This is a genomic window from Polynucleobacter sp. 30F-ANTBAC, from assembly GCF_018882385.1.
Lineage (GTDB): Bacteria > Pseudomonadota > Gammaproteobacteria > Burkholderiales > Burkholderiaceae > Polynucleobacter.
The window spans coordinates 772,935-797,512 of record NZ_JACVON010000001.1 but is presented as its reverse complement, the minus strand read 5'-3'; the positions used below and the strand labels follow the sequence as shown (position 1 = coordinate 797,512).

The following is a 24,578-nucleotide window of genomic DNA, read 5'->3' as shown; positions in this document are numbered from 1 at the left end:
GGGTTGAAGGTTAGCACACTGCTCATCATGAAACGACGCCTCACCTTGCGCTGATCGAATGAGGCCTTTGGGTTGTTTTAAAAATTAGGAAGATGGTTCGTTGTGTCATGCATGATTCACGAATATTTCATCAGCTCTAGAGTGAATACGAATCTATCTATCGATTTTTATTTAAAAAAAGACACTAAATATAGTTTTTTTACATTATGAAGTTAGTGTTTGCTAACCAATATTTTATCCTTATAGGTCAATGACTACCCAATCATATGGGCATAAAAGCTGGCTATTCATACAGTCTTTTAATAACTAAAAATATGAATATATATATTCTATATTCTTGACAGGTTATATAACTCTTCCTAATATTCGTTATCACAAATAGATGTTGCGGTGCACCATTTTTAAAGCAGTTGAATGAGGTGCAGTTTGAAAAAAGCAATCAAGACATTTTTTGAAGGTAAAGGTAAATGGATACAAACACACTAAAGATGACTGAGATCACGAGCAAAGGCAGAGTAACAACTGTGCCGGTCGCCGTATCGACTCACTTTCCTGTGATGAAGGCCAAGTTAGGTAATTTGATGAGCGCCATGGGTGTACTCACTTGCTTTACTCTCGGCGCCCTTTGGATTAACCAACCCATGCGTGTTGAGTTGGGTACATGGTTAATACCAGCGCAAGCCTACAAAATCTTAGAGAATAGCTTTGGTACAGTTCCCTCTGTAGCAGAGGAAGCGGCAAAGATCCCAGCTAGCATGATTGATGGTCAAGCCATGGATCAACAGATTCTGAAAAGCTCAGCAGAGCGTCAGGCAGTGGCTCGCTATGTTGCTGACAAATATAAGATTGCCCACTCAACTAGCTTAGAGTTTGTTGATAAGGCGATTCAAGTCAGCCGTGAGGTTGATTTAGACCCCACTTTGATTTTGGCTGTAACGGCTGTTGAATCAAGTTTCAATCCTTTTGCTGAGAGTAATAAAGGGGCCCAAGGTCTCATGCAAGTGATGACCCAAGTGCATACGGACAAATATCAGTTATTTGGTGGTCATGCCGCAGCTTTAGATCCTGATGCCAATATGCGTGTAGGTTCATTGATTCTGCGCCAGTACATTGCTAAAGGTGGTTCATTGGATGCCGGTTTACGTTTATATGTAGGCGCTTCATCGGTGTGGATCAATGATGGCGGATACGGTAAAAAGGTGTTGGCTGAGCGCGAACGGATCCGCAATGTGGCTTCAACCAAGTTTGCTTCTGTCACTTTCTTAAGCAACCCTCTTTAAGCAACTAGGACGAATAGCAAAAAACCTCCCTAGGGAGGTTTTTTTATTGATTCAATTCAGCGTTAGATGGCAAATGATTGACCCATTACATTTCATGAGGTCTTAACTGCTGCGCTAGCTTATCTAATACACCGTTGACGTATTTATGACCATCCGTACCACCAAAGACCTTAGCGAGCTCCACAGCCTCGTTAATAGCCACTTTAAATGGCACACTGATATCTTCAGCTAATTCAAATGCTGCAATTAGAAGGGCGCCATATTCCACTGGCGATAATTCTTCCATTGGGCGATCAATATGCTGTTTGATATGGTTCTCCAACGTGTCGTAGTGATTCACAACACCAGAGAACAAATGATCAAATAATTCTTTTTGAGCTTTTTTAAAGCCAGGATCTTCACCTAATTGTTTTGCAATAGTGGCGTAGTCCGCAAACCCGCCAGCGGCCTTAACGACTAACCATTGGTAGACACCTTGTAATGCGTATTCTCGCGCGCGACGACGTGGCGTGAGAGACCGTTTCACGGTTACGGAAGAAATGGGCTTATTGAGTTGTTGGGGATCAAAGTTCATGGCGATATAAGCTCTTATCTTTGATTATTCTTCTTCAACTTCATCATCAGGTGTCAGGCCAATAGAAAGATTAGCCATCTCAACTGCTGTACGAGCACAATCGCGGCCCTTTTCGATAACCCGTGCTTGAGCTTGAGCATCAGTTTCACAAGTCAAAATGCCGTTAGCAATCGGAATACCATAATCGAGACTGATTCGAGTTACGCCTGCGCCAGATTCGTTAGAAACTAATTCAAAGTGATACGTTTCACCACGAATCACTGCACCTAGAGCAATTAACGCATCAAACTCACCACTCTCAGTTAGCTTTTGTAGCGCCAAAGGAACTTCAAGAGCGCCCGGCACAGTTGTAATGACGATATCTTCCTCAGCAACACCAAGGGCTATCAACTCTTTAACGCAGGCTACAGTGAGTGCCTCACAATGTTCTGGGTTAAAACGAGCTTGAACAATGCCAATGCAGAGGTCTTGACCAGTTAAGTCAGCTTCAATTCGATCAATATTGCTTAATGGCATTTGGGACCTTTTATTTAAATAATGAAACTACAAAGATAGGACGATTAATTTTTATTTGGCTTGGTACGACTGGTAGCCAGTGACTTCTAAGTTATAGCCAGACATGGTTGGCAATTTACTAGGTTTGGCTAATAACTTCATTTTTGTGATGCCCAAGTCTTTTAAAATTTGTGCGCCGATACCGTAGGTTCGGAAATCTGTTTTCCTTTGAGGGTTAACAGGTGCCAAACCATCTAACTTACCAAATTCATTGAACCATGCATCGGTATTAACAGCAGCTGAACCAGCGCAATTCAAAAGCACCATAACACCCACTTCACTTTCAGCAATTGTCTTCAGGGCTTCTGCTACTGGCCAAGAGTGCTGACCTTGAACGGTTTCAAGCACATCTAAAATGGTTGCGGGCTCATGCACGCGAACCAAGGTTTCTTTTTCAGGGCCTGGTTTTCCTTTGATTAGTGCTAAATGCGCACATCCTGTTGGACTGTCCTTGTAGGCAATGCCTTGCAGCTGTCCCCATGGGGTATTAAAAGTTCGAGTGCCTTCGCGACTGATCATGCTCTCGTGACGGCTTCGGTAATGAATTAAGTCAACAATCGTACCAATTTTTAATTGATGCTCTTTAGCAAACTCAATTAAATCCGGTAGGCGAGCCATCTCGCCGTCATCTTTCATGATTTCACAAATCACTGAAGTAGGGCTGCAGCCAGCAAGTTCAGCTAAATCACAGCCAGCTTCTGTATGACCTGAACGCACCAACACGCCACCAGGTTGAGCCATTAAAGGAAAGATATGGCCCGGCATGACGATGTCACGTGGTTTGGCATTGGAGGCAACTGCCACTTTGACGGTATGTGAACGATCAGCTGCTGAGATACCTGTTGTAACACCCTCAGCGGCTTCAATCGATACCGTGAAGTTGGTGCCTAGAGCAGCCGTGTTATCACGTACCATGAGTGGTAGGTTCAATTGTTCGCAGCGCTCACGTGTGAGCGTTAAGCAAATCAGTCCACGACCATGTTTAGCCATAAAGTTAATGGCTTCAGGTGTGACATGATCTGCGGCCAAAACAAGATCGCCTTCGTTTTCACGATCTTCTTCATCGACCAAAATAACCATGCGGCCAGCACGCATTTCTGCAATGATTTCTTCAACGCTGGCTAAGGAGTAGGCTGTGCTTGACATAGACCCGTGATTTTAAAGCTTTTTTCGAGTCTCACGGGGCTTTTTAAAAATTAAGCCTTTAAAGCTAGAAATGCAAGGTTGTTTAGATGCTTATGATTTGGGAGAGCTCAACATGCGCTCAACGTAGCGAGCAATTAAATCAACCTCTAAATTGACACTGGCTCCAGCCTTTAGATACTGTAGGGTTGTATTTTCCAGGGTATGCGGTATCAAGTTAATGTGCATCAGGCAGCCATCTTCAACATCTTCAATTTGGTTGACGGTTAACGAAGTGCCGTTAACAACAATCGAGCCTTTGTAAGCTAAATATTTGCCTAAAGATAGTGGCGCCTTGATCACTAAATGCCAAGAACCTTGATCATTTTTATTTAGAGTGGCTACCTGCTCAAATACGATCACCTCACCCATACCATCCACGTGGCCGCTAACGAGGTGCCCCCCAAGACGATCATTAAAACGAAGGGCTTTTTCTAGATTAACAAAACCTGGCTCACTCAATCCGGTTGTTTTATCGAGGGATTCTGCAGAAATATCAATCGAGAAGTGGGTGGGGCTCATTTCCACAACAGTCATACATGCTCCTTGAAGAGCGATGCTGTCCCCTAGTTGGACATCGGACATATCTAGGCCGCCCGCTTTAATTTTTAAACGGTAGCCATCACCTAATTTTTCAACAGTTTCTATTTTTCCAACAGCTTGAATGATTCCAGTAAACATAGGCTTTTTAAATTTCTTTGATAGTTAATGACAAAGTTTCGCAGCAACTCACTGCACCTTATTAATTAAATTGATTCGCGGGCTAAATTATTTTTATACAAGCGCAAGCGTAAATCATGACCAACGCTGATATGTTCTTGCAGGTTCCAATCATTGGTTTGATCCAACGATTGCAACTCGGATAGGTTTGCGATACCTAAGCCTTCCCCAATTAAACGGGGCGCCATGTAAATTAATAACTCATCGACACAAGACTCGCGAATAAGAGAGCCATTGAGCTTAAAGCCCGCTTCAACATGCACTTCATTGAAATGTAATTTTTCGGCTAAATACTTAAAAACAGCTGGTAGATCAACTTTGCCTTTGCTACCGGCCGATTGATCCGGCAGTTGAATGACTGTGACATTTTTATCAGAAAGTATCTTTTTTGTTTTTTCAAAATGGGCAGAATCAACATGGCCGCAAATCACAATCGTATGACCACCGAGTGTCTCATCAAGAATTTTGGCTTCTAGCGGCACCTCTAAAAATGAATCTATCAATACGCGTACAGGTTGACGTGATGTGGGCACATCTCTCACATTGAGTTGAGGGTTATCTTCTTTGACTGTGCCAATGCCCGTCAGAATGCAACACGCTTGTGCGCGCCAGTGATGACCATCGAGTCTTGCTTCAGGGCTTGTAATCCATTGGCTAGTGCCATTAAGGAGGGCCGTCTTACCGTCTAAGCTGGTAGCAATTTTAAGGCGTACCCAAGGTTTTCCTTCGGTCATTCGTTTGACAAAGCCAATATTGAGTTCTTGGGCTTCTTTTTCTAATAAACCGCAACGTACCTCCATACCTTCTTGGCGGAGTCGTTCAAGTCCCTTACCAGCAACGAGGGGATTAGGGTCTTGCATGGCCACAAAAATTTGTTTGATCTTCGCTTGGATAAGGCTATCTGTGCAGGGTGGTGTTCTCCCATGATGGCAGCATGGCTCTAGGGTGACATACGCGCTGGCGCCTGATACATCGAATCCTTTTTGTTGCGCATCCTTAAGGGCCACAATCTCGGCGTGATCGCCGCCCACAACTTGAGTAAAGCCACGGCCAATGATTTGTCCTTCTTTGACAATCACGCAGCCGACCCTTGGGTTGGGGTTGCTCATGAATAATGACTTCTTGGCTTCAGCCAAGGCGATATTCATATATTCAAGGTCCAGAGTACTGTACATAAGGGCTATATTTAAGCTATTAATTCGATAAACAAGCTTGATTATCCTCTTTTGGATGACAAATGCGCCAACGACCTCCTGGACCTAAGATGAGGTGCCGGATGAGGTCTGGGTATTGGGTATGTTGCCAAATAATTCGGTTAGCCACAAATCCACCGTTTCTCAGTAACGCCATCTGCCCATTTTGGAAGGTGAGATGCCGGGTTTTATGGGGTGCGCTCATGTCGGTAAATTGCTGACTAGGTTTGATAAGTTGCTCTGGAATCTTTATCAGGCCGCTTAATTGAGTGGCTTTTAAAGAATAGGTTTTTAAAAAAGTAGGTGCGATACCATGATTCTTGCCAAAATAATTTTCTTGAATGTGCCAGCCATGACCCCAATCATTCGATTGAATGGGGCTCATGGTGATTTCAACATTTTTAGCTCGTGAGTATTGGCGACTCAGTTGTGCATCTTGAATAAAGGCGTGAGTGACGCGACTTAACTGCAGTTCAGCTATCTGTCGATTTAGAAGAGTGCTCCCAAAACCTGTTGCCAACCCAATAATGACTAAGCAAACCAACACTTCCATCAAGGTGAAGCCATTACCTATTTTGATAGATGGCCTCATCTTAAGATGGCATCTCCCAACTGAGGCGTTGTAATACTCGTACTTTTTTGGCAGGTTTATTTTTAATAGATTGGGTGATTTCATCAATGCGAATCGTTGTTTGAATCTGAAATGATTTCCAGTTGCCCGCAGGACTAAACGCTTTAATTTTGTAATGCTGACTCAGAGTGCCTGATTTGGACCTGAAGTATTTTGGCTTGAATGGTTCAATCTCTATATGTGACATAGTGGTAAAGATGGATGATGGATCAACTCCAGCTTGTAATAATTTCTCAATGCTAACCAATTGAACTTCGGTTGCCTGAAAGGCTTGTAGGTATTGCTTCTCGCTACCCAATGACATTATCTGAGTGCTAGCCGTGTGGATGGCCGAAGCGCTGGCGATACTGGTTAAAAGAATCAGTGATAAAGCCAATGACAGAACGTAACCATTCTGATTTTGAAAATTAAATTGTTCTTTAACGTAAGGCATAAATTTTTTCTAGTTCAAGTTGATGCTGTTTCTTTTTAAGTTTTAAGTGAAGCTTGATTGCTTTAACTTGTTTCCAGTGCGCATGATTTTTAGATGCGCGTTCTTGAATCTCGTAGGGCTCATACCATTGCAATTGATTATGATGAGGTATGCCGACCTGTATTTGAAGTGATTGGACATGACCGATTAATGCGTCATTTTGTAGAGCTCCTTTTTTATTTTTTATTTGCCAATAAAGAACGCCGTCACGTTGCTGGTGATGGCCTTGTTGTTGCACAAAGAAGGCTTGATAGCTTTGATCTGTAGAGTTGTTCTGGGTATAAAAAGCATCTGAACCATCCATGCTTGCAGCCCCTTTACGTACTTGAAAGTTGGCCGTTTTGGTGTTGCTCATGTGGGCGCTATCTTTTGCCATCATCCTAAAACCGGAAGTACTTTTAGTAACCTGAGCTTCATGAATGGCTTTGCCCATCATTTGCAATGCTTGCAATCCTTCGGCTTGCAATAAGCTCATGCTCTGTTGTTTTTGAAAGGCTTGATAAATTTGGATGCTACTTTGGCTCATCGTTAGAACCAGGCTGCTACTAATCAGTGAGGAAACCATTAGCTCAAGCAGACTCATTCTGCCGCCTCGGCATACAAAATGGCCATTTCTAATTCATGCTGATCACTCAGCTTTAAAAGCTCTTTGAGCTCACGCTCTTGTTTGGCGGCTGTCGCCACAATCCATTGATGCCCAGAAAAAATCATGAGATAAGACCCGCTTAATAAAGCTAAGGTGACCAATATTTCAATGAAGGAGAATCCAGAAGATCGATTTGGGTGGGGGAGTTGTAGATAAGGCATCTACATATAATCGCTGTGAATTCTTTTTGGAGAAATCAGGATATTCAGATATTCGTGTGAGAAAATTCTTAGTACTGAAAAATAATCGCCATGATTAAATTAATTTAATGCGTAATTCTTATGATTTTTCCAAAGCAAGAAAGAATCCATATGTTGGTTTCTTATCGAAGGGGCGTGATGCCAATCCAAGCTCTAAATTTTGGACTCAGAAACTAAAAGTATTTTTACTTCAGCTCTTTCAACGCGCTTTCAAATGACTCAATGTCAGCAAAGCTCTTATAGACTGAGGCAAAGCGGATATAAGCAACTTTATCCAAGCGCTTGAGTTCGCGCATCACCAGTTCGCCTACGCGGTCGCTAGCAATTTCTTTTTCGCCAGTGGCTTGAAGACGTTCTTCAATGTTGCGGATACCTTCTTCAACTGCTTCAGCAGAAACAGGGCGCTTACGCAAAGCGATGCCCATTGAATCAACGATTTTGTTGCGGTTGTATTCCACGCGGCTACCATTCTTTTTAACAATGGCAGGAAGCGCTAGTTCCGGGCGCTCGTAGGTTGTGAAACGTTTGTCACATTTTTCACAGCGACGACGACGTTTGATGACGTCACCTTCCTCAGATACACGGGTATCTAAAACCTGCGTATCTGAGTGTTTGCAGAAGGGACAATGCATCTAGTTTCCGATCGAGCTTAGTAAGCTATTAGTTGCTATAAACAGGGAAGCGCTTGGTTAGAGCAGATACTTGTTCACGAACCTTGGCGATATTAGCTGCATCGTTCGGGTTGTCTAAAACATCCGCAATCCAGTTTGCGACCTGAATCGCCTCAGCTTCTTTGAAGCCGCGTGTTGTCATAGCTGGTGAGCCTAAACGGATACCGCTGGTGACAAATGGTTTTTCAGGATCGTTAGGGATCGCATTTTTGTTACATGTGATGTGTGCTTCACCTAAAACACGCTCAGCTTCTTTGCCGGTAATTTTCTTGGCGCGAAGATCGACTAGCATCACGTGAGACTGGGTACGTGAAGAAACAATGCGTAAACCGCGTTGAATCAATGTTTTGGCCATTGCATCCGCATTGATTAACACTTGCTGTTGATAAGCTTTGAAGCTTGGCTCCAGCGCTTCTTTAAAGGCAACTGCTTTAGCGGCAATCACATGCATCAAAGGACCACCTTGTAAGCCTGGGAAAATAGCTGAGTTGATGGCTTTTTCGTGTTCGGCTTTCATCAAAATGATGCCGCCACGTGGGCCACGCAAGCTCTTATGCGTTGTGGATGTCACGATATCAGCGTGCGGTACTGGGTTTGGGTAAAGACCAGCGGCAATCAAACCAGAGTAGTGAGCCATGTCCACCATAAAGATAGCGCCGACTTCTTTGGCTATTTTGGCAAAGCGCTCAAAGTCGATGTGCAGTGAGTAAGCAGAGGCACCGGCGATGATGAGTTTAGGTTTGTGCTCACGAGCTAAACGCTCCATGGCGTCGTAATCGATCTCTTCTTTTTCATTTAAGCCATAAGCAATCGCATTAAACCACTTACCGCTCATATTAAGAGCCATACCGTGGGTTAAGTGACCACCTTCAGCCAAGCTCATACCCAAAATCGTGTCACCAGGCTTTAAAAATGCCAAGAAAACAGCTTCATTTGCAGAAGCGCCACAATGGGGTTGTACGTTGGCCGCATCTGCGCCATAGATCTGTTTGAGGCGATCAATGGCTAATTGTTCAGCAACATCCACGAATTCGCAGCCACCGTAATAACGCTTACCTGGGTAGCCTTCAGCATATTTATTGGTTAATTGAGAGCCTTGAGCCTCCAAAACCGCTGGAGACGTATAGTTTTCAGAGGCGATGAGCTCAATATGGTCTTCTTGACGCTTGTTTTCTGCTTGAATGGCATCCCATAATGCGGGATCAGATAGGGCCAATGTTTGACTGCGTTTGAACATGTTTGGGGCTTTCTATGAGGATCAACTAATTCGGGGCTAGCTTACGCTAAACTCTGTAGACCTAAATGATACAAAAAAACACAGAAGGAGACCATAAATGACTCAATTGACAGTTTTAGTAACCGGAGCAACTGCTGGTTTTGGCCAGGCTATTGCCAAAAGATACTTGGCCGAAGGTCATCAAGTTGTAGCCGCTGGCCGTCGTCAAGATCGCTTAGAAGCTCTTAAAGCCTCATTACCTGCTGATCAGCAAGCCCGTTTGCACACCACCATCCTTGATGTAACTGATAAAGATGCCGTTTTTGCGCTTCCAGCCCAATTGCCTGCTGCTTTTGCTAATGTGAATGTTTTGGTAAATAACGCTGGTTTGGCGCTCGGTCTTGAGCCAGCTCACCGGGTGGCTTTGGATGATTGGGAAAGAATGGTTGATACCAATATTAAGGGTTTGATGTACATGACTCGCGCTTTCTTGCCGGGTATGGTCGAGCGTGGTCGTGGTCATGTATTTAATTTAGGCTCTATTGCTGGTCGTTACCCGTATCCAGGTGGCAACGTTTACGGTGGTACGAAGGCCTTTGTGCGCCAGTTCAGTTTGAACTTGAAGTCAGACTTGTTAGGCACGCCTGTACGCGTTACAGATATTTCTCCTGGTTTGTGCTCTGGTACGGAGTTTTCAAATGTACGCTTTAAAGGTGACGATGAAAAAGCCGCTAAGGTCTATGACGGTGTTCAGGCATTAACAGCAACCGATATTGCTGAGTCTGTTTATTGGGCCTCAACTTTGCCAGCGCATGTCAATATCAATGTGATTGAGATGATGCCGGCTTGCCAAGCAGCGGGACCTTTAGCCGTTCATCGCGAAACCAAGTAATTCTGAAAGTCATGAGCAGGTAAGTGATTTATTTAACTGCTCCATGATTGAAGAGATACCCAACGGATTTAAAACCTTTTTAAAATAGCGCTCGTCACCAACATTTAACAATTTCTACGGAAAATCATTTCTATGCATGCGACTCAAGATTTATCAATTTTGTCATTAGTGTTGAATGCCAGCATCCTGGTGCAACTAGTGATGTTGTTATTACTCAGTCTGTCAGTTGCATCATGGACGATTATTTTTAGAAAAGGCATGGCACTTAAAGCCGTGCGTCAAGATACTGAGCGCTTTGAGAGAGACTTTTGGTCCGGTGGTGATCTCAATACTTTGCTACAAGGTGCTATGCGTAACAAAGAGCAAGCAGCATGCTTAGAGCGTATTTTTGAATCAGGCATGCAAGAGTTCTTAAAAGGACGTGAAATTGATGGTGCACGTCGTGCCATGAAAGCAGCTTACCAGCGTGAGATGGATGCCCTGGAAGCTAACCTACCATTCTTGGCATCTGTGGGTTCAGTTTCTCCCTACATTGGTTTGTTTGGAACCGTTTGGGGCATTATGAATTCTTTCCGAGGTCTAGCAAACGTACAACAGGCTACTTTAGCTAGTGTGGCACCTGGTATTGCAGAAGCATTGGTTGCTACAGCGATTGGTTTATTTGCTGCGATTCCTGCGGTAGTCGCTTACAACCGTAATGCGGCTGATATTGATCGTTTATCGATTCGTTTTGAAACATTCATCGAAGAGTTCTCCAACATTCTTCAACGTCAACAGCAAGCTCGTTCATAAGGGGTCGCTGATCATGGCAAGTATCTCTAGAAAGTCCGGTCGCGGTCGCCGAGCAATGGCAGACATCAATGTGGTTCCCTACATTGATGTGATGTTGGTGTTGCTGGTAATTTTTATGGTTACAACGCCAATGGTTAACCCGGGTGTTGTGAGTTTGCCAACAGTGGGTGGTGCGCAAGTTCAACCCCTTCCACCTGTGCTGATTAATATTTCTGCAGAAGAAGTCATTCTTGTGAAAAGTGAAGGTCGAGCCGATAAGACTTTATCTCGACAAGAATTAGGTGCATTTGCACGTGAGCGTTCCGAACTAGCTCCTGATGAGCCGATGGTAATTGCTGCTGATAAATCTATCAAATATGAAGTGGTGATGGATGTGATGGCTCGCCTCAAAGAGAATGGCGTTAAACGTGTTGGTTTGGCGGTGAAAAGTAATTGAGCGCTGCGGCACTTCATCTATCTGCTCGTGATCGATTCCAGAGGGAGCCTGGAACTGGTAAAGCTTTCTTGTGGGCTTTTGGAATGCACTTATTGTTAATTGCATTTTTAACAGTTGGTTTGAATTGGAAAAGTCAAACCCCCGCAGGATTGGAAGCAGAGATTTGGGACGATGTACCGGTAGTTAAAAGTGTTTCTCAAGCCGTTGAGCAAAAAATGGATGCTGATGAAAAAGCAGACATTGCTATGAAGAAGAAAAAAGAAACAGAGAAAAAGCCAGACCCCAAAAAAGAGCTTGCTAAAGAAACTAAAAAAGTTGACCCGAAAGAGTTAAAGAAATTAAAGGCCGAAGAAGAAAAGCAGGCCAAGCTAAAAGAAGCTAAATTAAAAGAAGATAAAAAGAAAGCTCAAGATAAGGCCAAGTCTGAAGCAGAGCGAAAAGAAGCTTTAGCTCAAGATAAGGCAAGAGCCGATTCAATGGCTCGTCTTCGCTCAGCAGCAGGCAAAGAGGGTGCTGCTGGTGGTCGCGGTGGAGTTGTAGGAGACGGCGTAGGTGGCGGTGGTAATGCCAAACCTAGTTACAGAGATCGAGTTGTTAAAGTCTTAACGCCTCTTATTAACTGGTCTGGAGACCAAAGTAAAGCCATAAAAGTTTCAATAAAATTATCACTAGCCCCAGATGGAACTATCATTTCTAAAGAAATAGCTAAAAGTAGTGGTGATGTGACATGGGATAAAGCAGTAATGAGTGCGCTGGATATACTTGGCAAAATGCCAAAAGACGAATCTGGCAAGATACCAGATCGCTATATTAATTTGAATTACACCCCACAGGATTTGAAATAATTATGAAACTACGGCTTCTACTTTTAATAGCTACATTAAGTTTTGGATTATCTACTCAAGTTAAAGCTCAGTTGACGGTTGAGGGTTATGGAGTTGGTCAATCATTGTTTCCGATCGCAGTTATGCGTTTTGTCGGCGAGAACCAACTGCCATTAAAGGTGACTGATGTGGTGCGCTCCAATCTAGCTAGAAGCGGAGCAATGCGTCATGTTGAGTCTGGTTCTGCCGAGATGGGTTGGGATGCTAATCCTGATTACACGTCATGGAAAGCGCGCGGTGCAGATGCTCTAGCAACCGGAACAGTGACTCGCACACCAGATGGTCGTTTTGAGATTCGCTATCGCTTATTTGACATTAGAAAAAATGAGAGTCTAGGTGGTCTTGTGGTGACGGTGAGCGCAGATGAATTACGCTTGGCAGGTCATAAAGTTGCAGATGACATCATTCAAAAACTTTTGGGTGAGCGAGGCATCTTTTCCACGCGCTTATCTTATGTGATTCGTTCAGGTAAGAGTCATCGCTTAGTGATTTCTGACTCCGATGGTGAAAATGCTAAACCAGCATTAGCTAGTAATGAGCCAATTATTTCTCCTTCATGGTCACCGGATGGCAAAAAGGTGGCTTACGTTTCTTTTGAGTCTCGTAAGCCTGTGATTTACGTGCATGAATTAGCTACTGGCCGTCGAACAGTTTTATCCGATCAAAAAGGTAACAATAGTGCGCCATCCTGGTCTGTGGATGGTCGCTATTTGGCTTTAGCCTTGTCGAAAGATGGTAACACTCAAATTTATAAAATCAATGCTAACGGCACAGGATTAACTCGATTAACTCGTGGAAGAGCTATTGATACCGAACCACAGTGGTCACCTGATGGTAAGTTCATCTATTTCACGAGTGATCGTAGTGGTAGCCCTCAGATTTATCGGATGTCGATTAATGGTGAGACGGATGGTGGTGCCCAGCGTATGACTTTTAAACATGGTTTCGTGACCAGCCCTCGTTTATCGCCGGATGGCAAAAATATGGCCTATATTGCCCGAGTCGGGGGAGCCTATCGCCTTCATTTGCAAGATTTAACCACTGGGGATGTATTGCCTCTCAGTGACGGTAATCGTGATGAGACTCCTACCTTTGCGGCTAATGGACGATACATCCTTTTTGCAGCAAGATCTGGTGGTAAACCGGTCTTAATGGCGGTTTCCATCGATGGTAAAAATAAACAGGTTTTGAGTCTTCCTGGCTCTGATATTCGGGAGCCTGCCTGGGGCCCATTTATGGATTAATACGTTTGTAATCTGAATTTGTTACGATATGGCTTGAATTCAATAAAAGCTTAGTCTTTTGAGGCTTAGCTTTTATCTAAATATTTTTTATATTAATTAATGTGAGGTTTTTATGAATCAATTTTCTTTCGCTCGTAGAGCAACTTTGTTGTTGTCAGTAGCATTATTGACAGCGTGTGCATCTGGTGTGAAATTGGATGACGTGGGTAGTGCGGGTGGTGTTGATTACAGCGCACAACCATGGAACGATCCTAAGAGCCCATTATTCAATCGCAGCGTTTACTTTGACTTTGATAGCTATGCCGTTAAAGCTGAATATCAAGCAACTTTGCAAGCGCACGCTAATTATTTAAAAGCAAACAAAGATCGTAAGATCAAAGTTCAAGGTAATACAGATGAGCGTGGCACAACTGAATATAACTTGGCTTTGGGTCAACGTCGTTCAGAGGCTGTTCGTAAATCTTTAACTTTATTAGGTGTTTCAGATTCACAAATCGAAGCAGTGAGCTTTGGTAAAGAGAAGCCTAAAGCGCAAGGTAGCAACGAAGCTGCATGGACAGAAAACCGTCGTGCTGATATTGCTTATTAATTCTTTAACTTAGAAAATATGCAAATGAAGATCAATCATTATTTGCACAAAACAACAGCGGCCTTGGCCGCTGTTGTTTTTGTTGCGTCTGCTAGCTTGGCCACTCCAGCTTATGCTTTTCTGGAGGATGCTGAAGCTCGCCGAGCCATACTTGAGCTTCGTTCTCAGCTTGGGAATAGCCAAAAATCCCAAGTTCAAATGCAAGGTCAACTGGATGAGTTGACCGAAGATAACGCTAAGCTTAAGGGACGAGCGGATCTACTTGAGAAACAAGTGGAAGAGTTACTAGCCCAACAAAAAAGTTTTTATGGTGATCTAAATAATCGTTTAAAAAGCTTTGAGCCTCAAGTGTTGGAAATTGAGGGTGTTCAAGGCAAAGTATTACCTGGCGAAAAAGAAGCTTATGACGCTGCTTTAAAAGCTTTCCAGGATGGCAACCTTAAGAAGTCCGACGCAGGATTTAGTGCCTTTACAAAAAAATACCCATCAAGCCCTTATTGGCCCTTGGCCCAGTTTTGGTTGGGTAGTTCGGAGTATGGTCAAAAAGACTATAAGTCTGCCATTGCCACTTTGCAGTCATTGGTTAAGCGCTACCCATTGCACATCCGTACACCGGATGCCTTATTAACTTTGGCTAATAGCCAAGTGGAATCAGGTCAAAAGCCGGCGGGTAAAAAAACACTAGAGTCATTGATTGCGAAGCATCCTGAGAGTGAGGCCGCTGAATTAGCCAAGCAAGCTCTTAAGCGTTTGAAGTAATACGACCTATAAATTTCAAGAGCTCCTCAAGCAATTAATCTTATGTCCATAGATATCTCAACCATGCGAGCCAGGAGAGATCATGCCCCAGCAGTGGTTCTACTGTCTGGTGGTTTGGATTCGGCGACTGTTCTAGCTTTGGCAAAAACTTTAGGCTACGCCCCCTACGCTTTGTCGTTTCGATACGGTCAGCGGCACTCCTCCGAATTGGAAGCTGCTGTCCGTGTGGCAGATGCTTTGGGTGCGGTTCGTCATGAAATCATTGATTTGGATTTACGACGTTTTGTAGGTGGTTCTGCCTTAACGGATGATGCGTATGCTGTTCCAACATCACCTGGTTTACAAGATGAAATCCCTATTACTTATGTGCCTGCTCGCAACACCATCATGCTTTCTGTGGCTTTAGGCTGGGCTGAGGCTTTAGGTGGCCATGATATTTTCTTTGGGGCTAACGCCGTTGATTACTCAGGTTATCCTGATTGCAGACCCGAGTACGTGGAATCTTTTGAAGCAATGGCTAATTTAGCTACCAAAGTGGGGGTTGAATCTCATGAGGATGAAACACGCTTTCGGGTTCATGCGCCGATTGTGAAAATGAGTAAAGCTGAAATCATTCAATTGGGTAAAAGTTTGGGGGTAGATTTCGCTCAAACAGTTTCTTGTTACCAGGCTACTACTGAAGGCTTGGCTTGTGGTCAATGCGAGTCTTGTCGTTTACGACAGGAGGGGTTTGCTGCTGCGGGAGTTGATGATCCGACCCTCTATGTGTGATTGACTTGGAGTCTTGTTTTATTGGGACTCAATTAAAAAAGCCTTAGTTTTTTACTAAGGCTTTTTCTTTTTTGGCTGCGGATCCTTGCAGCCAAGACTCTGAGACTTTTTACAGCTTACTTTAGCGCTGCAAAAACGCTCGTTGTGATGGTATCCACTGCGCCAGTGCCCTCAACCTTACGGTAGGCTGGAGCTGGTACTTTCGCACTTGGATCGCCATTCTTTGACCATGATGAATAGTATTCCACCAATGGGCGAGTTTGAGCGTCATACACATCAAGACGTTTCTTAACCGTTTCTTCTTTGTCGTCTTCACGCTGGATTAAATCTTCACCAGTTTCATCATCTTTGCCAGCCACTTTAGGTGGGTTAAAACTAACGTGATAAGTGCGGCCCGAGGCCACGTGAACACGACGACCACTCATGCGATCAATGATCGCGCTGAACGGTACATCAATTTCTAAAACGTAATCAATGGCAACACCAGCATCTTTCATGGCTTGAGCCTGAGGAATGGTGCGTGGAAAACCATCGAATAAATAACCTTTGGCGCAATCTGGCTGAGTTAAGCGATCTTTGACAAGACCAATAATGATGTCATCGGAAACTAAGCCGCCTGAGTCCATCACTTTTTTAGCTTCAATACCCAAAGGTGTTCCTGCTTTTACAGCGGCACGAAGCATATCGCCTGTAGAGATTTGTGGAATAGCGTATTTCTCACAAATAAATTTAGCCTGCGTTCCTTTACCGGCACCTGGCGCGCCTAATAGGATCAATCGCATGGTTAACTCCCTTTAATAAAAATATCGTCCATCAACTTGCAACTCGCAAATTGTATAAAAATAACAAGCTTAGGCTGTTTGTTTGACAGCATACTGACTGTTGTCTTCGAGCTCCTGATTTTCCCATTAAATGACTCGAAAGCCAATTTTTAAAGTTCGGGATTTCCCTGAGCTTTTAATAAATAAGAGGTTACTTAGGCCTATTTACTATCAGAGGGCTGTTTTAATCATTAGCTCTGAAGATATCTCTAACTCTTTCTAGATCTTCAGCTGTATCGACTCCCGGGGGAGGCGCAGCATCGGTCACGAGAACTTGGATCGTAAAGCCATGCCACATCGCTCGTAATTGCTCTAAAGATTCAGCTTCCTCAATGGGCGCTGGAGCAAGTTTAGAAAATTCTTTTAAAAAACGAGCCTTGTAAGCATACATGCCAATATGACGGTAGTGTTGTGCTTGATACTTCTGTGGATCCCGATTAAAAGGGATTGGGGATCTCGAAAAATAAAGCGCTTGACCGCTTTGAGACATGACTACTTTCACCACATTGGGGTTTGTCACTTCAGATGCATCATGGATCGCCAAAGCAGCTGTTGCAATATCCGCTTCTGGATGATCCGCTAATGTTTGAGCCACCTGAGTAATGAGTTCTCCGGGTATCAAAGGTTCATCCCCTTGCACATTGACCACAATATCGTTGTCACTTAAATTTAAGCGAGTAGCGACTTCGCTAAGTCTATCGGTACCTGTTGGGTGTTGATTGCTGGTGAGCATCACATCTAAGCCATGGCTTTGGCAAGCATCAAAAATCTGTTGATCATCGACCGCCACGACTACTTTTGATGCACCTGACAGCAGTGCTCTCTCAGCAACACGAACCACCATGGGTTTCCCTGCAATATCGGCCAATGGCTTATTGGGGAGGCGCGTAGATGCTAGTCGCGCTGGAATAATGGCAATGAAAGAAGTGGGCATCAAGCGTTTAAATTTCTAGCTTCAACCACTAACATAACCGGAATGCCATCTTTGATTGGAAAAGCCAATTGATCCGCTTTGCAAATCAGTTCATTGGTTTCTGAATCATGTTGCAAAGGTGACTTGCAAATAGGGCAGACCAAAATATCAAGTAAGCGCTTGTCCATTTTTTATACCTTTATATCGGTTGAGGTCTTTGAATGACTTCAATAACCATATCGATTAAATCTTTTGGCAATTCAATTTCAATTGGTAATACCCAAATGCGAGCATCGTCTTTGTATTCATCTAATTGCGAGCATTTTACGGCATCCTTCTCTGTAATGAGAATCATGTCTGCTTTGGATGACTGAAAGGGGTTGCTCGAAAAATCATAGTGATCTGGCAGTGGCATTGCTTCGAATACCAACTGATGGGCGCTCAGCAAGTCAAAGAACTTTTGGGGGTTACCCAAACCAGCTGCAGCTACTATTTTTAAGTCATCAGAAGAGCTTAATTCCGTTAAGCTTTTCTGGTGTGTGGGGTGATTCAGCTGATAAGCAGCCTGAATGTCAATTGCTACACAAAAGTTGGGCGCATCAGCGATATAGGGTGCTTGTGCATCTAACTGAGCATCCATTTTTGAATGGATGGAACTCTGTGCGCCGATACTTAACGTAAAGTCACGAGGGCGATTAGTGGATTCTCTTAAAGGACCAGCTGGTAATAAATAGCCATTGCCTTCACCGCGCGCATCCCGAACAACCAACTCTATATCGCGCCCGCCTTCTCTGGCAGGCCAGCGTTTTAAAGCATAGTGTTGAAGACCATCATCGCTGATGATCACATTAACTTCTGGGTAAGCTTCTAATAAAGCTTCGGCCGTTTTTGTCCGCGAGCGATGCACAAAAACCGGAACCTTGAGATGACTTAACTGTTGCGCCATGTAACAAGGCTCATCACCCAAGTCTTTGGGTGATGATGCAGAACTTACTTCTTGTACATCCTGATGTTGCCCCTTATATCCTCTGGAAATAATGCCCGGATGAAATCCCTTGGCTTGAAGTGCTTTTGCTAAGGCTAATACAGTGGGTGTTTTACCAGTGCCGCCAACGCGTATATTGCCAACGATGATGACAGGGACATCTAAAGCTTTGCTTTTTAAAATACTTAATTCGTAAAGAGATCTTCTGATTAAACTCAAGCCTCCAAAAACGATGGAGAGAGGCCATAGCAGCTTGGCAATGACTCCACGTTTTTCCCAGAATTGAGGTGCTTGGCGCATGATGATGGATGGGCTTTATCAGTTAATTATTTGGACAATGATTGTGTAGCAAATACAACATGAGGTAAACCAGCATTTCTGGCGGCTTCCATCACGAGCATCACAGATTGGTGGCTTGCTTTGCCATCTGCTGCAATAGTAACAGCGGGTGTTTTCTCGTCGGAGCTATTTGAGTGTGGATTAAGAGCACTTAAAACTTGAGTCAGGTTTTCGTTTTTGACTCTTTTACCATTAACAGCAATTCGGCTATCAGAGGTAATGGCAACAGAGATATCTTTGGCCTGTCCTTTGGAGATCGCACCTTCTGCATTAGGCAATGTGATGGATAACTCTTGGTAGCGAGTAAAAGTGGTTGAGATCATTAGAAATATCAAGATCACTAACAGCACATCAATAAATGGGATGAGATTAATTTCTGGGGCGCTTGTTTGAGCGCCCGATACTGAAGATGCAAAAATACTTTTGTTGGAGGTGCTTTTAAATAGCATGGTGATGATGTGATCGGCTTAGTTCGTTAATAACTTTGTGATCAAGCAAGCAAATGACGCAGCAACTTTTTAGCTGCAACATCACACTCATATTGTCGTTTTTCAGCCATCGCTTTTAAAGCTCGCCATCCTGTGTAGGCTGGTATGGCAATTAGAAGACCAAAGGCTGTGTTGTACAAAGCAATTGAAATACCATGGGCTAGTTGCTGAGGATTGGTACTGCCACCTTGCTGGCTACCGAAAATCTCAATCATGCCCACGACCGTACCAAACAAACCTAATAGTGGAGCAATCGTGGCAATCGTAGCGAGAGCTCCCATGTATCGCTCTAGTAGCAAATTGACGCTGATAGCGGCTTCTTGCATGGAGGCCATGATTTTCTCTTCACCTGAACCTTGAGCTTTCTCCACGATAGCTGCTGCTAAGATTTGTCCTAAAGGTGCTGCATCAGCCAAGGCTTGGGTTGTTTCAGCAGCATTCACCGCATTGACTGCCTTGGAGTTGGCTAATTGAATGGCCCCCTCAAGAAGATGGGGTGGAGTGATACGTTTGGCTTGTAAAAACCAAGCCCGCTCTATCAGAATGGCTAAACCCGCGATAGAAGTGATTAAAAGAGGCCATACAGGCCAGCCAGCAGCAATTAATATGTCATACATATCCTATACTGTAAACGAAGCCTAACGAGGTATCTGTAAAACGCCTATCAAGCTTGTGGATAACTATGTGAAAAACTTTATTTAACATATGTTCTAAACCATTGATTCTTCGTTGGCGATAAAATAGTAACGTCACTTAATTTAAAAAATATTATTAAAATTCAAATACTTATCGATTGTTAATTGGGTTCTCGGGAAGTTAACCTGAAATTTTCTTGATCTTGATTGAGCCTGTGGATAGTTATTAACCGAAGACCCTTATAAATACAAAATAAGCCCTTAAAAATGACAGAAATAACACGAGAGATTATTGGAGTAGGCGATCTCAACCGCACCATTGCTGATGTCTTGGACAGACATATCGGTAATGTCTGGGTTCGAGGGGAGATTTCTAACTTCAAAGCCTATGACAGCGGCCATTGGTATTTCTCTTTAAAGGATGCTGAAGGGCAAATCCGTTGCGTGATGTTCCGTGGGCGCAATGCCCAGGTGGGGTTTTTGCCTAAAGAGGGCGATTTGGTGGAAGTGGCTGCTAACGTCGGGATGTATGTACCTAGAGGTGACTTACAGCTTAATGTGGGCATGTTGCGCCGTGCAGGCCAAGGTGGTTTGTATGAGGCTTTTTTAAAGCTCAAAGAAAAGCTAAGTGCTGAAGGTTTGTTTGATGAATCCAAGAAGCGCTCCTTACCCAAGCATCCCAAAGGGATCGCGGTGGTGACTTCAGCACAAGCTGCAGCGTTGAAGGATGTTCTCACAACGCTTGGTCGTAGGGCGCCTCATATACCGGTCACGATCTATCCAACCTTGGTCCAAGGGGTGGATGCACCCCCAGCGATTAAAAACGCTTTAGAGGCTGCCTATGAGGCTGCCAATCGAGGTGAGGTGGAAGTGATCCTATTGGTTAGAGGTGGTGGCAGTATTGAAGACTTATGGGCATTTAATGATGAGTCACTTGCTAGAGTGATTGCTCAAGCACCTGTTCCTCTTGTTTCAGGGGTAGGGCATGAGACGGATTTCACCATTGCAGACTTTGTAGCTGATTTAAGGGCGCCCACACCAACCGGTGCTGCGGAATTAGCGACGCCTGATCGTCAGGCACTTTTACAAGATTTAGAAGTTCTAGCGCAACGTATGACGGTTCGCGTCACACAGCGCTTGGATCGAGAAGCCCAGCGTTTAGACCAGTTGTCCTTGCGCTTATCCCATGCCTTACCCAATCCAGATCGTATGAGAGAGAAAGCCGAGCAGCTAAAGGCGCGCTTGGATCAAGCATGGCAAGTCAGAGTCAATGTCTACCAACAACAGCACCTGAGCTGGAATTCTCATTTAGAGCTATTAAATCCTCAGCGAACGCTGGATCGAGGTTATGCCGTGCTTTTGGATGCTGAGGGTCAGGCTCTGAGGGATCCAGGAGCATTGAAAGCAGGGAAATTGTTGGAGGTTCATTTGGCTCAAGGTGGTCGCCAAGTGGAATTGGCAAAAGTGGACTCTTTAGCAAAAAATGCTTCAAGCGAATAGAATGACCGATAACGTAATTTTTGTAATTAATGATTGAGATTAACTAGGAGATCTTCATGGAACACACGTTGCCACAATTGCCTTACGCCTTAGATGCGTTAGCACCTCATATTTCTAAAGAAACTTTAGAGTTTCATTACGGTAAACATCATCAAACTTATGCTACTAACTTGAATAACTTGATCAAGGGTACTGAATTTGAAAACATGAGCTTAGAAGATATTGTTAAAAAATCTTCAGCAGGTATTTTCAATAACTCAGCTCAAGTTTGGAATCACACTTTCTACTGGATGGGCTTAACACCTAACGGCGGTGGTGCTCCAACAGGCCCATTGGCTGATGCAATTAATGCTAAGTTTGGTTCATTTGATAAATTCAAAGAAGAATTTACAAAGTGTGCGGTTGGAACATTTGGTTCAGGCTGGGCATGGTTGGTTAAAAAAGCGGACGGTTCATTGGATTTGGTTTCTACAAGCAATGCAGCAACACCGTTGACAACAGATGCAAAGCCTTTATTGACTTGTGACGTGTGGGAGCATGCTTACTATGTTGACTATCGCAATGCGCGCCCTAAGTATGTTGAGGCATTCTGGAATTTGGTGAATTGGGAATTTGTTGCAAAGAACTTTGCTTAATTAGTTCTCTAGTATGCAAAAGGCCTCTCATGTTGAGAGGCCTTTTTCTTTCTTAGGGTTCACTTTTAAGACGTCTTATAACGTCGACGTATTAATCTCTAAAGTTATTAAATCCTAGTGGCGCTTCTTCAACATCTTTGCGAAGCATGGCCATTACTTCTTGAAGGTCATCGCGCTTGCCACCAGTCACACGCACAGCGTCACCTTGTATGCTAGCTTGAACTTTGATTTTGCTGTCTTTAATGATGCGCACAATCTTTTTAGCAAGTTCAGTATTGATGCCTTTTTGAACTTCGATGATTTGTTTTAACTTGTCACCGGAGATTTTTTCTAGCTTGCCATCTTTTAAGAAACGAACGTCCACGCTGCGCTTCGCAAGTTTATTGAGAAGTACATCTTTGACTTGTCTTAACTTAAAGTCGTCATCACCAAATAACATCAACTCTTCCCCTTTTTGTTCGATGCGAGCATCCGAACCTTTAAAGTCAAAACGAGTTGAAATTTCTTTATTCGATTGTTCCAGAGCATTTTTTACTTCAATCATGTCCGGTTCGCATACAACGTCAAATGAGGGCATATTTCACCTAAAAATCTAAAATCAAGTTAATCACAGTTAAGATTGTGGCATGAAGATCGATTTACGCGCTACATTGCGTGCACACAACACCTTTGGATTTGATGTTTTTGCGGATCATTTAGCCTATTTAACAGAGGTGAGTGATATTCCGTTGTTCGTTGAAAAAGCCCAGCAACAAAAGGCTCCATGGCAGGTATTGGGGGGTGGTAGCAATTTGGTCTTGGCGACTAATCTCCTTGGTTACACCGGACTCATGCAAATCAAAGGGCGCCGCTTGTTGGAGTCAACCGATACACATGTTTTGCTTGAGGCGATGGCAGGAGAGGATTGGCATGAGTTTGTTACCTGGACAGTCGACCAAGGTTACGGTGGTCTAGAGAACCTGGCTTTGATTCCTGGAACGGTTGGGGCATCCCCTATTCAAAATATTGGAGCTTATGGGTTGGAATTATCTGAGGTAATGGATAGTTTGACAGCCTTTGATGCCCAAAGAAATGAATGGGTTCAATTTAGCGCTGCTGAGTGTCAGTTTGCTTATCGTCACAGCGTTTTTAAAAATGATCCCAATCGTTATATCGTGAGTTCGGTTTGTTTTAAATTGCCAAAGCATTGGCAACCCAATTTAACCTATGCGGAATTGGCTAAAGCTTTTTCTGAACAGATTCAGAAAAAAGAAAAAATTACCCCAAAAGATATTTTTAATAAAGTTTGTGAGATACGCTCTGCTAAATTGCCGAACCCTAAAATCTTAGGGAACTCTGGAAGCTTCTTTCATAACCCGATCGTTCCATCGCAACAGTATCAATTGTTGAAAGAGCGCTTTCCTCATTTGGTCGCCTACCCCGCTAATTCTTCTAGCAGTGATTGGAAGTTAGCGGCTGGCTGGTTGATCGATCAATGCGGTTTTAAAGGCTACCGAAGCGGGCACGTTGGTGTTTATGAGAAGCAAGCTTTGGTCTTGGTTCATCACGGTGGCGGAACAGGTTCCGAGTTATTGGCTTTGGCGCAACAGATCCAAACTAAAGTTTTTGATACTTTTGGCGTGCAGCTCTCAATTGAGCCCGTCCTATTCGCTTAAATCACGTTGAGCCAAAAAGGTAGCGTCAAAGCCGCCAGTAGTGTCATCACGGAAATGCAAACAGCAACCAAAGCACCATCGCCTTTCATGCGATTGGCTAAAACATAAGCGCTAGTTGCGGTTGGAAGGGCTGCAAATAAAACAACATTGGTTAACTGCGCTGGCGGTAACTCAAAGTAGCGTCCAACGGTTAGAGCAATGGCTGGGCAAACGATTAGTTTGATAAAGGTCCAGTAAGTGATTAGAGCGCCATCTTTTTTGCTCTTAACCCACATCAGCCCTGCACCCACACTCAGTAGACCTAACGCAATGGATGCTGAACCTAAGCGCTGCAAACTCATTGCCAAGTACTCTGGCATCGTCAATCCGAGTAGATTGGTTGTTAAGCCGAGAACGGTAGCAATAATTAAAGGATTTTTAATAATTTCTTTAAAGATATGTGTTTCAGAATGTTTGGCTAGAGCCCAAACTGAGGTGGCGTTAGCAAAAGGTACGAGGCATCCACTAATGATGGCCATCAGTGCCACGCCTTCCTCTCCAGCGAGACGACCTGCTGCAGCAAAGGCAATGTAAGAGTTGAAGCGAAAGGATGTTTGGAACCCCGATGAAAAACTGAGGTCACTGGGTTTGAATAGCCATTTGGAGGCGTAGCCTAAAACCATCGCAGAGAGAAAAGCTATGACTGCAACCAAAAGCATGTCAGACGTTCCCGCCCAGTCAAAATTGGTTTTGTTAATGGAGTGAAATAACAGAGCAGGGAATAGAAGGTAATAAACTAACTTCTCAGCGGCTGTCCAAATATCTTTATGAAGGGCTGAATAACGAACTAGTAGGAATCCCAGCAAAATCAGTAGAAAATCAGGAAGTAATAAAAATGCGGGATTCACTGGGGTCTCTTTT

Annotated in this window: 31 protein-coding genes; 12 read left to right on the top strand and 19 right to left on the bottom strand. The window is 43.7% G+C overall.

All coding sequences use genetic code 11. The features are described from left to right. Positions 1 to 467: 467 nt before the first annotated feature. Entirely contained in the window at positions 468 to 1,280 is an 813-nt protein-coding gene (locus ICN28_RS03675; RefSeq protein WP_216286300.1) for a transglycosylase SLT domain-containing protein, read from the top strand. Between the two features lie 85 nt (positions 1,281 to 1,365). Here ICN28_RS03675 and nusB read toward each other — a convergent pair whose 3' ends face one another. The 11 genes from nusB to glyA form a co-directional block, all read right to left on the bottom strand. After that, positions 1,366 to 1,806: a transcription antitermination factor NusB gene (gene nusB, locus ICN28_RS03670; protein ID WP_216286882.1), complete on the bottom strand. Its 441-nt coding sequence runs from the start codon at positions 1,804 to 1,806 to the stop codon at positions 1,366 to 1,368. A 72-nt stretch (positions 1,807 to 1,878) separates the two neighbouring features. After that, positions 1,879 to 2,370 carry a 6,7-dimethyl-8-ribityllumazine synthase gene (gene ribH / locus ICN28_RS03665; RefSeq protein WP_216286299.1) on the bottom strand — a complete coding sequence of 164 codons (492 nt, stop codon included), beginning with the start codon at positions 2,368 to 2,370 and terminating at the stop codon, positions 1,879 to 1,881. Between the two features lie 51 nt (positions 2,371 to 2,421). Continuing rightward, entirely contained in the window at positions 2,422 to 3,555 is a 1,134-nt protein-coding gene (gene ribBA, locus ICN28_RS03660) for a bifunctional 3,4-dihydroxy-2-butanone-4-phosphate synthase/GTP cyclohydrolase II (RefSeq protein ID WP_216286298.1), read from the bottom strand. A gap of 90 nt (positions 3,556 to 3,645) precedes the next feature. Further along, positions 3,646 to 4,272: a riboflavin synthase gene (locus ICN28_RS03655; RefSeq protein WP_216286297.1), complete on the bottom strand. Its 627-nt coding sequence runs from the start codon at positions 4,270 to 4,272 to the stop codon at positions 3,646 to 3,648. A 65-nt stretch (positions 4,273 to 4,337) separates the two neighbouring features. Beyond that, positions 4,338 to 5,486 carry a bifunctional diaminohydroxyphosphoribosylaminopyrimidine deaminase/5-amino-6-(5-phosphoribosylamino)uracil reductase RibD gene (ribD, locus tag ICN28_RS03650; RefSeq protein ID WP_216286295.1) on the bottom strand — a complete coding sequence of 383 codons (1,149 nt, stop codon included), beginning with the start codon at positions 5,484 to 5,486 and terminating at the stop codon, positions 4,338 to 4,340. 19 nt (positions 5,487 to 5,505) lie between these two features. Beyond that, entirely contained in the window at positions 5,506 to 6,096 is a 591-nt protein-coding gene (locus tag ICN28_RS03645; RefSeq protein WP_216286293.1) for a Tfp pilus assembly protein FimT/FimU, read from the bottom strand. A gap of 1 nt (position 6,097) precedes the next feature. Further along, on the bottom strand, positions 6,098 to 6,568 hold the full coding sequence (locus tag ICN28_RS03640) for a hypothetical protein (RefSeq protein ID WP_216286291.1): 471 nt from the start codon (positions 6,566 to 6,568) through the stop codon (positions 6,098 to 6,100). Further along, a complete protein-coding gene (locus ICN28_RS03635; protein WP_216286289.1) occupies positions 6,555 to 7,133 on the bottom strand; it encodes a hypothetical protein in 579 nt (192 codons plus the stop codon). The genes ICN28_RS03640 and ICN28_RS03635 overlap by 14 nt, the downstream gene beginning before the upstream one ends. 53 nt (positions 7,134 to 7,186) lie before the next feature. Then, positions 7,187 to 7,414: a prepilin-type N-terminal cleavage/methylation domain-containing protein gene (locus ICN28_RS03630; protein WP_216286287.1), complete on the bottom strand. Its 228-nt coding sequence runs from the start codon at positions 7,412 to 7,414 to the stop codon at positions 7,187 to 7,189. A gap of 224 nt (positions 7,415 to 7,638) precedes the next feature. Further along, positions 7,639 to 8,085: a transcriptional regulator NrdR gene (nrdR, locus tag ICN28_RS03625; protein WP_216286285.1), complete on the bottom strand. Its 447-nt coding sequence runs from the start codon at positions 8,083 to 8,085 to the stop codon at positions 7,639 to 7,641. Between the two features lie 28 nt (positions 8,086 to 8,113). Further along, the gene (glyA, locus tag ICN28_RS03620; RefSeq protein WP_216286282.1) at positions 8,114 to 9,361 is read right to left on the bottom strand and encodes a serine hydroxymethyltransferase; all 1,248 of its coding nucleotides are present in this window, start codon (positions 9,359 to 9,361) and stop codon (positions 8,114 to 8,116) included. Between the two features lie 106 nt (positions 9,362 to 9,467). On the opposite strand from glyA, the gene ICN28_RS03615 reads away from it, so the two are divergent. The 8 genes from ICN28_RS03615 to queC all read left to right on the top strand — a co-directional run bounded on the left by ICN28_RS03615 (position 9,468) and on the right by queC (position 15,707). Beyond that, a complete protein-coding gene (locus ICN28_RS03615) occupies positions 9,468 to 10,232 on the top strand; it encodes an SDR family oxidoreductase (RefSeq protein WP_216286880.1) in 765 nt (254 codons plus the stop codon). 132 nt (positions 10,233 to 10,364) lie between these two features. Beyond that, the gene (gene tolQ, locus ICN28_RS03610; RefSeq protein ID WP_216286280.1) at positions 10,365 to 11,024 is read left to right on the top strand and encodes a protein TolQ; all 660 of its coding nucleotides are present in this window, start codon (positions 10,365 to 10,367) and stop codon (positions 11,022 to 11,024) included. Positions 11,025 to 11,037: 13 nt separating this feature from the next. Continuing rightward, positions 11,038 to 11,460, top strand: coding sequence for an ExbD/TolR family protein (locus tag ICN28_RS03605; protein WP_216286278.1), 423 nt, complete (start codon positions 11,038 to 11,040; stop codon positions 11,458 to 11,460). Then, a complete protein-coding gene (gene tolA, locus ICN28_RS03600; protein WP_216286275.1) occupies positions 11,457 to 12,305 on the top strand; it encodes a cell envelope integrity protein TolA in 849 nt (282 codons plus the stop codon). The genes ICN28_RS03605 and tolA overlap by 4 nt, the downstream gene beginning before the upstream one ends. A 2-nt stretch (positions 12,306 to 12,307) precedes the next feature. After that, the gene (gene tolB / locus ICN28_RS03595) at positions 12,308 to 13,588 is read left to right on the top strand and encodes a Tol-Pal system beta propeller repeat protein TolB (RefSeq protein ID WP_216286273.1); all 1,281 of its coding nucleotides are present in this window, start codon (positions 12,308 to 12,310) and stop codon (positions 13,586 to 13,588) included. 112 nt (positions 13,589 to 13,700) lie between these two features. After that, the gene (pal, locus tag ICN28_RS03590; RefSeq protein WP_216286271.1) at positions 13,701 to 14,177 is read left to right on the top strand and encodes a peptidoglycan-associated lipoprotein Pal; all 477 of its coding nucleotides are present in this window, start codon (positions 13,701 to 13,703) and stop codon (positions 14,175 to 14,177) included. An 18-nt stretch (positions 14,178 to 14,195) separates the two neighbouring features. Next, positions 14,196 to 14,936, top strand: coding sequence for a tol-pal system protein YbgF (gene ybgF, locus ICN28_RS03585; RefSeq protein WP_216286269.1), 741 nt, complete (start codon positions 14,196 to 14,198; stop codon positions 14,934 to 14,936). A gap of 42 nt (positions 14,937 to 14,978) precedes the next feature. Beyond that, on the top strand, positions 14,979 to 15,707 hold the full coding sequence (gene queC, locus ICN28_RS03580) for a 7-cyano-7-deazaguanine synthase QueC (protein ID WP_255536107.1): 729 nt from the start codon (positions 14,979 to 14,981) through the stop codon (positions 15,705 to 15,707). A gap of 116 nt (positions 15,708 to 15,823) precedes the next feature. Here the strand turns inward: queC and adk are convergent, their stop codons facing one another. The 6 genes from adk to ICN28_RS03550 all read right to left on the bottom strand — a co-directional run bounded on the left by adk (position 15,824) and on the right by ICN28_RS03550 (position 19,870). Continuing rightward, positions 15,824 to 16,489, bottom strand: a complete 666-nt coding sequence (adk, locus tag ICN28_RS03575; protein WP_216286267.1) for an adenylate kinase — start codon at positions 16,487 to 16,489, stop codon at positions 15,824 to 15,826. A gap of 223 nt (positions 16,490 to 16,712) precedes the next feature. Then, the gene (kdsB, locus tag ICN28_RS03570; RefSeq protein ID WP_216286265.1) at positions 16,713 to 17,462 is read right to left on the bottom strand and encodes a 3-deoxy-manno-octulosonate cytidylyltransferase; all 750 of its coding nucleotides are present in this window, start codon (positions 17,460 to 17,462) and stop codon (positions 16,713 to 16,715) included. Next, entirely contained in the window at positions 17,462 to 17,629 is a 168-nt protein-coding gene (locus ICN28_RS03565; protein WP_216286264.1) for a Trm112 family protein, read from the bottom strand. The genes kdsB and ICN28_RS03565 overlap by 1 nt, the downstream gene beginning before the upstream one ends. Positions 17,630 to 17,640: 11 nt before the next feature. Then, positions 17,641 to 18,726 carry a tetraacyldisaccharide 4'-kinase gene (lpxK, locus tag ICN28_RS03560; protein ID WP_216286263.1) on the bottom strand — a complete coding sequence of 362 codons (1,086 nt, stop codon included), beginning with the start codon at positions 18,724 to 18,726 and terminating at the stop codon, positions 17,641 to 17,643. Between the two features lie 26 nt (positions 18,727 to 18,752). Then, complete coding sequence (locus tag ICN28_RS03555; RefSeq protein WP_216286262.1) at positions 18,753 to 19,214, bottom strand: biopolymer transporter ExbD; 462 nt, start codon at positions 19,212 to 19,214, stop codon at positions 18,753 to 18,755. 41 nt (positions 19,215 to 19,255) lie between these two features. Next, on the bottom strand, positions 19,256 to 19,870 hold the full coding sequence (locus ICN28_RS03550; RefSeq protein WP_216286261.1) for a MotA/TolQ/ExbB proton channel family protein: 615 nt from the start codon (positions 19,868 to 19,870) through the stop codon (positions 19,256 to 19,258). 285 nt (positions 19,871 to 20,155) lie between these two features. Here ICN28_RS03550 and xseA point away from each other — a divergent pair, with 285 nt between their 5' ends. Further along, positions 20,156 to 21,388 carry an exodeoxyribonuclease VII large subunit gene (gene xseA, locus ICN28_RS03545; protein ID WP_216286260.1) on the top strand — a complete coding sequence of 411 codons (1,233 nt, stop codon included), beginning with the start codon at positions 20,156 to 20,158 and terminating at the stop codon, positions 21,386 to 21,388. A 56-nt stretch (positions 21,389 to 21,444) separates the two neighbouring features. Then, positions 21,445 to 22,023 carry a superoxide dismutase gene (gene sodB / locus ICN28_RS03540; protein WP_216286259.1) on the top strand — a complete coding sequence of 193 codons (579 nt, stop codon included), beginning with the start codon at positions 21,445 to 21,447 and terminating at the stop codon, positions 22,021 to 22,023. 91 nt (positions 22,024 to 22,114) lie between these two features. On the opposite strand, the gene ICN28_RS03535 is transcribed toward sodB, so the two are convergent. Beyond that, positions 22,115 to 22,600, bottom strand: a complete 486-nt coding sequence (locus ICN28_RS03535; protein WP_216286257.1) for a YajQ family cyclic di-GMP-binding protein — start codon at positions 22,598 to 22,600, stop codon at positions 22,115 to 22,117. A gap of 49 nt (positions 22,601 to 22,649) precedes the next feature. Here ICN28_RS03535 and murB point away from each other — a divergent pair, with 49 nt between their 5' ends. Beyond that, positions 22,650 to 23,678, top strand: a complete 1,029-nt coding sequence (gene murB, locus ICN28_RS03530) for a UDP-N-acetylmuramate dehydrogenase (protein ID WP_216286255.1) — start codon at positions 22,650 to 22,652, stop codon at positions 23,676 to 23,678. Here murB and ICN28_RS03525 read toward each other — a convergent pair. Then, positions 23,675 to 24,565, bottom strand: a complete 891-nt coding sequence (locus tag ICN28_RS03525; protein WP_216286253.1) for an AEC family transporter — start codon at positions 24,563 to 24,565, stop codon at positions 23,675 to 23,677. The genes murB and ICN28_RS03525 overlap by 4 nt on opposite strands. Positions 24,566 to 24,578: the final 13 nt, after the last annotated feature.